Annotated in this window: 9 protein-coding genes; 3 read left to right on the forward strand and 6 right to left on the reverse strand. The window is 43.9% G+C overall.

The genetic code is table 11. The features are described 5' to 3' along the window. Window positions 1-151: 151 nt before the first annotated feature. From Q0389_RS07065 to Q0389_RS07085, 5 genes are all read right to left on the reverse strand, one after another. Window positions 152-658: a ferritin-like domain-containing protein gene (locus Q0389_RS07065; protein WP_298693115.1), complete on the reverse strand. Its 507-nt coding sequence runs from the start codon at window positions 656-658 to the stop codon at window positions 152-154. Between the two features lie 60 nt (window positions 659-718). Continuing rightward, window positions 719-1,384, reverse strand: a complete 666-nt coding sequence (locus Q0389_RS07070; protein ID WP_298693117.1) for a Crp/Fnr family transcriptional regulator — start codon at window positions 1,382-1,384, stop codon at window positions 719-721. Beyond that, window positions 1,362-2,426 (reverse strand): hypothetical protein, encoded by a 1,065-nt coding sequence (locus tag Q0389_RS07075; protein WP_298693119.1) that lies wholly within the window; start codon window positions 2,424-2,426, stop codon window positions 1,362-1,364. The genes Q0389_RS07070 and Q0389_RS07075 overlap by 23 nt, the downstream gene beginning before the upstream one ends. Beyond that, entirely contained in the window at window positions 2,423-3,085 is a 663-nt protein-coding gene (locus tag Q0389_RS07080; RefSeq protein WP_298693121.1) for a uracil-DNA glycosylase, read from the reverse strand. The genes Q0389_RS07075 and Q0389_RS07080 overlap by 4 nt, the downstream gene beginning before the upstream one ends. 73 nt (window positions 3,086-3,158) lie before the next feature. Further along, complete coding sequence (locus Q0389_RS07085) at window positions 3,159-4,802, reverse strand: bifunctional diguanylate cyclase/phosphodiesterase (RefSeq protein ID WP_298693123.1); 1,644 nt, start codon at window positions 4,800-4,802, stop codon at window positions 3,159-3,161. Between the two features lie 220 nt (window positions 4,803-5,022). Here Q0389_RS07085 and Q0389_RS07090 point away from each other — a divergent pair, with 220 nt between their 5' ends. The 3 genes from Q0389_RS07090 to Q0389_RS07100 all read left to right on the forward strand — a co-directional run bounded on the left by Q0389_RS07090 (window position 5,023) and on the right by Q0389_RS07100 (window position 6,722). Next, window positions 5,023-5,820 carry an HDOD domain-containing protein gene (locus tag Q0389_RS07090; protein ID WP_298693125.1) on the forward strand — a complete coding sequence of 266 codons (798 nt, stop codon included), beginning with the start codon at window positions 5,023-5,025 and terminating at the stop codon, window positions 5,818-5,820. Window positions 5,821-5,907: 87 nt separating this feature from the next. Beyond that, entirely contained in the window at window positions 5,908-6,420 is a 513-nt protein-coding gene (locus Q0389_RS07095) for a flagellar basal body-associated FliL family protein (protein ID WP_298693127.1), read from the forward strand. Beyond that, window positions 6,417-6,722, forward strand: a complete 306-nt coding sequence (locus tag Q0389_RS07100) for a DUF4282 domain-containing protein (protein WP_298693129.1) — start codon at window positions 6,417-6,419, stop codon at window positions 6,720-6,722. The genes Q0389_RS07095 and Q0389_RS07100 overlap by 4 nt, the downstream gene beginning before the upstream one ends. A gap of 22 nt (window positions 6,723-6,744) precedes the next feature. Here the strand turns inward: Q0389_RS07100 and Q0389_RS07105 are convergent. Further along, a partial coding sequence (locus tag Q0389_RS07105; RefSeq protein WP_298693132.1) for an EAL domain-containing protein occupies window positions 6,745-7,737 on the reverse strand: 993 nt, incomplete at its 5' end.

Below are 7,737 nucleotides of genomic sequence, written 5' to 3' on the forward strand. Positions count from 1 at the left end.
CGTGCACTGTTGGCGTCATTGATATTTTGGACACGGGTATAAAATGTCGCCGTGTCGTTACGGTCGAGCAGACCGACAAGATCGAGTATATCTGCTGCGTGCAGTGTTGATAGAGAGAGTATCCATACGAAAAAAAAGCTTCTTAACATTATTACCGCTTGAACTGTTCGATAAACTCTTCGATATCGTCAAACAAAGCCTGCAAATCTTCTTCGTGTTCGACTTCATCCGCCAATATTTGAGAAACGAGATCATAGGTGATGATATCTTTTTCGCGGGTGATGTCCAAAATATTGGAGTAGACGCTGATGGCACATTGTTCCCCTTTGATCGCCTGTTCGAGGACTTTGCGTACATCGGGGTCGGTGGGTGCGTCATAGCCGCAGTTGGAGTGGTTTACCCATTCGGAAGGGTGGAGAACGGGTACACCGCCAAGTTGGATGATACGGTCGCACACCATCGTAGCATGACGGAGTTCATCGGCCGCGTGTTGCGTCAATTCGGTGATAGCGGCGTCTTTCATGAGCCCTTTGACGACTTTGGCCTCGATAAAATATTGGTAATAGGCCAGCCATTCGTCGCAGTAGGCCTTGTTTAACAACTCATATACGGTTTGCGCCTCGATTCCGCGAAGGAGAGAAATTCCTCTTTTGCCCATGACAAACTCCTTTAAAGTGAATAGTCACACTCTATCACTGGTTCTCTTAAAGGAAAATAATTATCCGCAATAAGTATCGAGAGCGTCGGGAAGCAATATGGTTACACCGTCGGTTTTGGATACGGCGATGATACCTTCTTCTTTTAGTTTTTTTATGATGCGCGAGAGCGTTTCGGGGGTAATGCCGAGCAGGCGGGCGATGTCGATGCCTTTCATCTGATGCAGAATATCGGGATTCTCACACAGCAGCCGAGCAACTTTTGCCATCGCGTTCGGAGCGCTGTGGCGCTGCAGCGAGCGTTCCAAAGTGGCGATTTTTTCGGAGAGAGAGGCAATCAGCGCAATACTGACCGAAGGGTCGTTTCGCAACAATTCCAAGAACGGATCACGGGGGATTTTCAGGATGAGCGAAGGTTGCACGCATTCACACGATGCGGGATAGGGAAGTTTTTTCAGAGTCGCGACTTCAGCGATGAGCGAAGGTGCCGAAAAACGGTGGATAATGATCGTCTCGGTCGAAGCGGTCGTTTTATAGATCGAAACTTCGCCTTTGATAAGCAGATGAAAATAAAGCGGATTCTCTTCTTCGTAAAAGACGATTTCGTTTTTGTCATAGCGTTTGAGGATGCTGACCGATTCGATTTGCATCCGTTGAGTATCGGAAAGGTGGTTAAAAAGGTCGAACTCCCGCAAAGAGAGTGTTTTATCGTGATGTGAGGGGTTCAAAGCCGAACTCTTTCGGATGGACAAGCTCTATCGGATAGATGACTTGGGAATTGATGATCCGCATCGTGTACTCACGATCGGAGTGATTGAGAAGAGAAATCAGATAATCGATCCCTACGCTCGTCGTATAATTGATCCAGTCAAAGCTGATATCGTTGTTCATCAGCATGTTTGATTCGTAGATAGCCGGAGGGAATTCGATCAGAGAATTTGCCAATATCATATTTTTACGGTCTTGGTATTGTGTCAGCGTGAGAAGCGTCGGGTCCATATTGATCTGAGTTGAGAGAATATTGCGCTCTTTAATACGGGTAAAGGTCATATGGGCGGTCAAAATTGCACTTTTCACGACCGGAATATGTAAAATAATACTTTTTTTGGAAAAAGCGCTCGGTTTGGAAAGATGGGTGACGATGTTGTCCCCTTTTGTATCTACGGCATAGCTTGAAACCCGTTTCTTTTCACTCTTATGGGCCAGAAATACTTCTTCGGTATCGGCTTTTAACTGGTTCCCAACGGCAGAATTGTCGTAAAAAATTGCGATCGAATCGGACATATACGGCAGTAAAGCTTCGATCTGCGCTCTGTAATCGATCGCTCCGCAAGTGATATTATCGGAAGCGGAAGGGAGATCGCGTTTATGGACGGTAGGGATAAAAATCGGTAAAGAGGTATCGATTGCGGCGAGGTTTTTGGCTCCGCTGAGGGTAAGCGGGGCGATAATAGCGTTCATTCCGTCTTGTCGGGCACTTGTTAACGCTTCGTTCAGCGATCCTGAAGATTCATCTTCGATTTCGTAATGTTTCAGCCGATAATGGGTGTTTAATCGGCTCATGAGCGTTGCTAAAGAGACGTTATAGGCCGATTGGGAATATTTGCCGATGATTTTGGGCGCACTTATGAGTGCTATACTGATTTTATCGTCTGAAGATATCGGTTCGCTAAACCCCGTAGAAGCTTGGGAATTATGGAAGATAACAGGCTGTGCGGACAATAGTAGGGATAATAGTCCCAAAGAAAAAAGAAGTCGGAACATAATCATAGAAGCTGCCCTTTAATAGTTTGTAGATCTCTGAGAGCCTCTTTTTTGAGCGAAGGGTTGCGGACGAGATACAAAGGGTGGTACATCGGAATCAGAAGCGAATTCCCAAAAGGGATGATTTCACCCCGAACACGTTCGAAGTCGTTTTCGTCACCGCTAAGGATGCGGTATGCATCAGGACCTAGCGTAACGATAACACGAGGCTGGATTATGTCGATTTGTTTGGAGAGAAAAGGGGCACAGCTGTTGCATTCGCTGGTAGAAGGATTTTGAAACCCGAACGGTTTGCATTTGACGCTGTGGGTGTAGTAGACATCTTCCGTTTTCAGCATCAGAACTTTTTCGATCATATCGCGGAGCATGACTCCCGAACGACCGACATAATAATCGGCCGCTTCGTCTTCTGCGGCAGAAACATACGCGTCTACAAACATCAAGCGGGCATGACGATTACCAAATCCGCTCATGCTTTGGCGTCGGGATTTGCTTAGATCGCATAAATAACATTGCCGTATATTCTGCTGGAGTGTTTCCAAGGAATCGGGAAGGGTATTGGAGGATGTCTGGAGATTCGGCGTGATGGGATCGACATAGCGATATCCGAGTGCTTTAAGACGATAAAGATTCTCTAAAAGGGCAAGATTTTGAAAAGAGTCCACAAATGTCACTTCAACTGATTTAAATAAGAGTATAGGGCAGTAGCGGTTAAAAGGAGATAAAGCAATCGAGCTATTACGAGGAGAGCATCTCCGTCGGTTTGCCGGTGAAATAGCCCTGTGCGTAATCGACGCCAAGCGCTTTGACTGCTGTATAGATCTCTTCGGAACTGACAAATTCGGCTATCGTTTTCGCACCGATTTTTTGAGCGAAGTTGACGATGGTCTCTACCACAATGTGGTGTCTAGGATTATCGCTGATCCCCTCGATCAGAGAACCGTCGATCTTGATGTAATCGACGTTGAGTTTGAGAATATTTTCAAAATTTGAGTATCCCGTACCGAAATCGTCAATAGCTATTTTGGCACCGAGCGCTTTAACCGTCGAGATGAACTCTACTACTTCGGCATAATTTTCGATCCCTTCCGACTCCAGAATTTCAAAGACAATTTTAGAAGCGGTCCCTGTTTTAACGATCGTATGGATGATCTCTTTGACAATATGCGGATTGCGTATATCGCTGTCGGAAAGGTTAATAGAGAATTCTTCATCCCGTTTTGAAAACACGCTGCATGCTTGATTGACGACTTCGATCGTGATTTGGGGATAGAGTTTCGTTTTTTTCGCTACGGGCAAAAAGAGCGCGGGGGGAATAAGATTTCCGCTTTCATCGACCATTCGAACGAGAGTTTCATATTTTTCGGTTTGATCGTTGTTCAGATTCACGATCGGTTGATAGTGGCAGCGTATTTTTCCCTCTGCCAACGCGGAACGGATAGCGGAACTCATTCGCATATTGGAACGGTATATCTCTTCGATATTTTCCTGTTCGGTATAAAGGGCAATCGATGTTTTAGACTTTTTGGCCCGGTTGAGGGCGATGTCGGCACGTGTCAGCAGTTTATGATCTCCGATGGCGGCACCGACGGTCATCCGCAGATTAACCCCCTCTTCATCGGCGCTAAAGACTTTTTCTTCAAACAGCGACATCAGTGCGTTGATCCGGTTACGTAAATCGTTCCACGTAAAATCTTCATAGAGCAAAATCGCAAATTCGTCTCCGCCGATCCGATAGGGAGAAAAATTCATTTGGTAAAACCATTCTGCGACCTGGCTGAGGATGAGATCGCCGATTTCGATTCCGAAAAAATCGTTTATCTCTTTAAAATCGTCAATATTAAAAATGATGCAGACGGACGGGGCTTTTTTGGTCATGTCCGAAACGATTTTCTGCCGGTTCGGCAATCCGGTCAGCTGATCGTAATAAGCTAATTTAAGCGATCTTTTTTGGCTTTCGCGCAGAGCGCTGAGATCCGTGAAAATAGCCAGATAATTTTGTATTTTTCCGTTCTCATCCATTATAGCGGTGATACTGACCCAGCCCGGAAATATTTTCCCGCTTTTGCGGCGTATCCATATTTCACTGCTCCAATGTTTTTCGCGAAGCAGGGTAGTCCACATTTGATTATAGAAAGTATTGTCGTGTTCGACGGAAGAGAGGAAACGGGTGTTCTTGCCTAATACCTCGTTTTCGCTGTATCCGAACGTATTGATGAAAGCGTTATTGACTTTCATGATGTTATTATAACGATCGGTAACAATGATACTGTCGGAAGCATGTTTCATTGCGGTCGCCATGATTTCGAATTCGCGTTGACTGTCGGTCGCTTTGATCTTTTTAAGCATATCAAATGACAAACGTCCGAATATTTTATTCACTTTTTCCCTTGTATATGAGTATTAAACGGATATAAATACTTTAGTAGAAGTATAAAAATAAAGTATACAATAGCTATTTTGATTTTGGTGGAATTATTGTTCTATGTTTGCATAGATTTGCTACTTATAATGCTCTTCTAATCATTAAAATTAAATAAATTGAAAGTATAAAACTTGAAATCATGGTATTATAAAAACACAGAAAATCTTAGGAATATTGATGAATAATGATTTGCTTTTTTCGATAGAGTCTTTTCCCCCTTTACCGGAGTCGGTTAAAAAAATTAACGAATTATGCCAATTTGAAGAGATTGATTTAAAGTCGGTTATCAAGGTTATCGAATCCGATCCTATTTTGTATACGGATATTCTCCGTTTTTCGAATGTCCCCTATCACGGATTTCGCCATCCCATCACCTCGATTTCTCAGGCGATTGCATTATTCGGCATCGCCGCAATACGAGGAATGTCACTAACCGCAGCCCTCAAAGCCCACCCTTATACCGACGTAAGCCCTTATGGCATGAGTATCCACGATTGGTTTGGGGTTATGGAGCGGCAGCAGCGTTTTTTGGATTTGTGGCTCGGCAAAAAAAACCGTGCGGTTATCCAATCGCTCGGAGGGCTTACTTTTATCCTAGAGATTGGGAGGCTTGTAGCTTCCTATGCACTTATGCTGGCTGACAAATCCCACCGTTTCAGTGAATATGAGCCTGAAAAACTAGGGTTAGAAGAAAAAAACATCCTCGGCGGTTCCGGTGACGAATTAGCCGCAAAACTCTTTGGATTTTGGAACTTTGATCCCCTGTTTGTGAATTCTCTCGAGTATTCGATCACTCCTGATGAAGGGCTTGAAGCAAGGACGTGCGCGGCATTAAAATGTGCTAGAACGTTATTTACGCTAAAAGAGACACAGCCTTTTAGCGTCATAGAACCGTTATTAGTCCGATACGGTTTTGATGTCAATGATGCCAAAATAGCGTATGAAATCCTAACGGATGAATCCAAAGAAGATTAGGCGCTAATAATACGGCCTATTTCACGCAAAAATCATACGAATTAGAGTAAACTAACCGTAAAAGACGAACAAAGAGGAATAGATAGCATGCCTGGCGAGGATACAGAGAATCAAACAGTTTCGGAAACGAACGTGTCCGAGGGACATTCAAGTAAAAAATTGCTCATTTTGATCGGGGCTCTTTTTACGTTCCTACTGATCGCAGGAGGGATTATTGCTTACGTCGTTTTGCATAATGACGATACATCTCAGACCCTCCCCGAGGAGACGGCGAAAAACGATGCATTGACGGATATCGGCGCATTGTATCCTCTGGATACGTTTACCGTAAACGTCCTCTCAGATGACGGCAGAGAACATTATTTAAAGACGCAGATGAACCTGGAACTTAATACGGCGGAAGTGAATCCCGAGATCGATAAGAAAAAAGCGGAGTTGCGCGATATCATCATCGGTATATTGTCATCTAAGTCAATGGAAGAGGTATCGACCGAAGTGGGGAAAGAGCATCTGAAAAAAGAGATTACGGATCAGATCAATCTCCGTCTTGCCGAGGCAAAAATCAAAAACGTCTATTTCACAGATTTTGTAGAAGAATGAGTGAGATAAACGTCGGAAGAAGCGTCATGGACGTATTGGGCTTTGAAACCTTTATCTCGGTTCCGATTCTGATTTTTGTATATTATACGGGAGCTTTGCTTATCCCTTTTATGCTTTTGTATTATCGCCGTTCATTGGAAAGACGGGTATCTTTAGAGGGGCGATGGCGGGGGGCTAAAATGAAGATTTTGGCGTTATTTATCGTATGCTTCCTCTTAGGGCAGATCATGTGGAGAATGATGTTCGAAGTGATGATCGGATATTTTCAAATGCATGAGTATCTCAGGGGACTTGCACATTGACCTGAGGCGCTACGGCTGAAGCTTACTCTGATCGTGCGTCGATTGTTTCGACGGGCATGCCGAAATAATACCCTTGCGAATACGGTATCCCGATGGCTTTGACCACCTCATAAACCTCTTTGGAATGGACAAATTCGGCGATAATCCGGCAATTGAGTGATTGTGCCAGATGAACGATCGTTTTACAGATATTCAGGCTATTAGGATTTTCGTGAATATCACGAATAAATGAGCCGTCTATTTTTAAATAATCGACATTCATTTTCTGCAATCGCAAGAAGTTCGATTTCTCGCTTCCGAAGTCGTCCAGAGCGATTTTATACCCCTCTTTTTTCAACTCGGAGAGCTGTTCTATCGAGGCCTCGTTTTCATGTGCCGAGATATTCTCCAAAATTTCGAGCGTCACCCGTTCCGGTGCGATTCGGTAGTGCTCCGATAGCATTTTTAGCAATGGAGGAAGTGTTTTTTCTCTTAAATCTTCTTCGGTAATATTGATACTGAAATCATAAGGTTTGTTTTGAAAATATTCAAAAGATTTTGTCGCTATTACTTTGGTTATATTGGGCAAAAGCCCGGCAAGTCTGGCAGGTTCGATAAAATAAAACGGAGTAATGACGGTGCCGTTGTCGATCAACCGTGCCAAACACTCGTATTTAACGACCTGATGAGTAGCATTATCGATAATCGGCTGAAAATAGGGGATGATAGCATCATTATTGATCGCATCGCGTACTTTGAGCATCCATTCTATCGTCTCTTTTTGCTTCTTGATAAACAACGACTCGGGCGTATAGGTTAGAAATCTGTTGGTTCCGCTTTGACGGGCCTCTTTCATAGCGGCATGAGCTTTCACCAGCGCGCTTTCGGTACTGTTGGCGCCGTGTTTTTCCGTAATTCCTATCGTACATGACAAATGGATTAAAAATTCTCCGACTTTGAATTTTTTCATTTGCAGAGAGTCGATGATTTTGGATGCAAGTTCTTCTTTATCGATATCCGAATTTTCAGGAAGGAT

The sequence above is a fragment of the uncultured Sulfuricurvum sp. genome (assembly GCF_937936435.1).
Taxonomy (GTDB): domain Bacteria; phylum Campylobacterota; class Campylobacteria; order Campylobacterales; family Sulfurimonadaceae; genus Sulfuricurvum.

What these genes read in the sequence shown, in the direction of transcription:
- Q0389_RS07065 (WP_298693115.1), bottom strand. Translation starts at nt 658, where the DNA reads ATGGGCAAAAGAGGAATTTCTCTCCTTCGCGGAATCGAGGCGCAAACC.
- Q0389_RS07075 (WP_298693119.1), bottom strand. Translation starts at nt 2,426, where the DNA reads ATGATTATGTTCCGACTTCTTTTTTCTTTGGGACTATTATCCCTACTA.
- Q0389_RS07090 (WP_298693125.1), top strand. Translation starts at nt 5,023, where the DNA reads ATGAATAATGATTTGCTTTTTTCGATAGAGTCTTTTCCCCCTTTACCG.
- Q0389_RS07095 (WP_298693127.1), top strand. Translation starts at nt 5,908, where the DNA reads ATGCCTGGCGAGGATACAGAGAATCAAACAGTTTCGGAAACGAACGTG.
- Q0389_RS07100 (WP_298693129.1), top strand. Translation starts at nt 6,417, where the DNA reads ATGAGTGAGATAAACGTCGGAAGAAGCGTCATGGACGTATTGGGCTTT.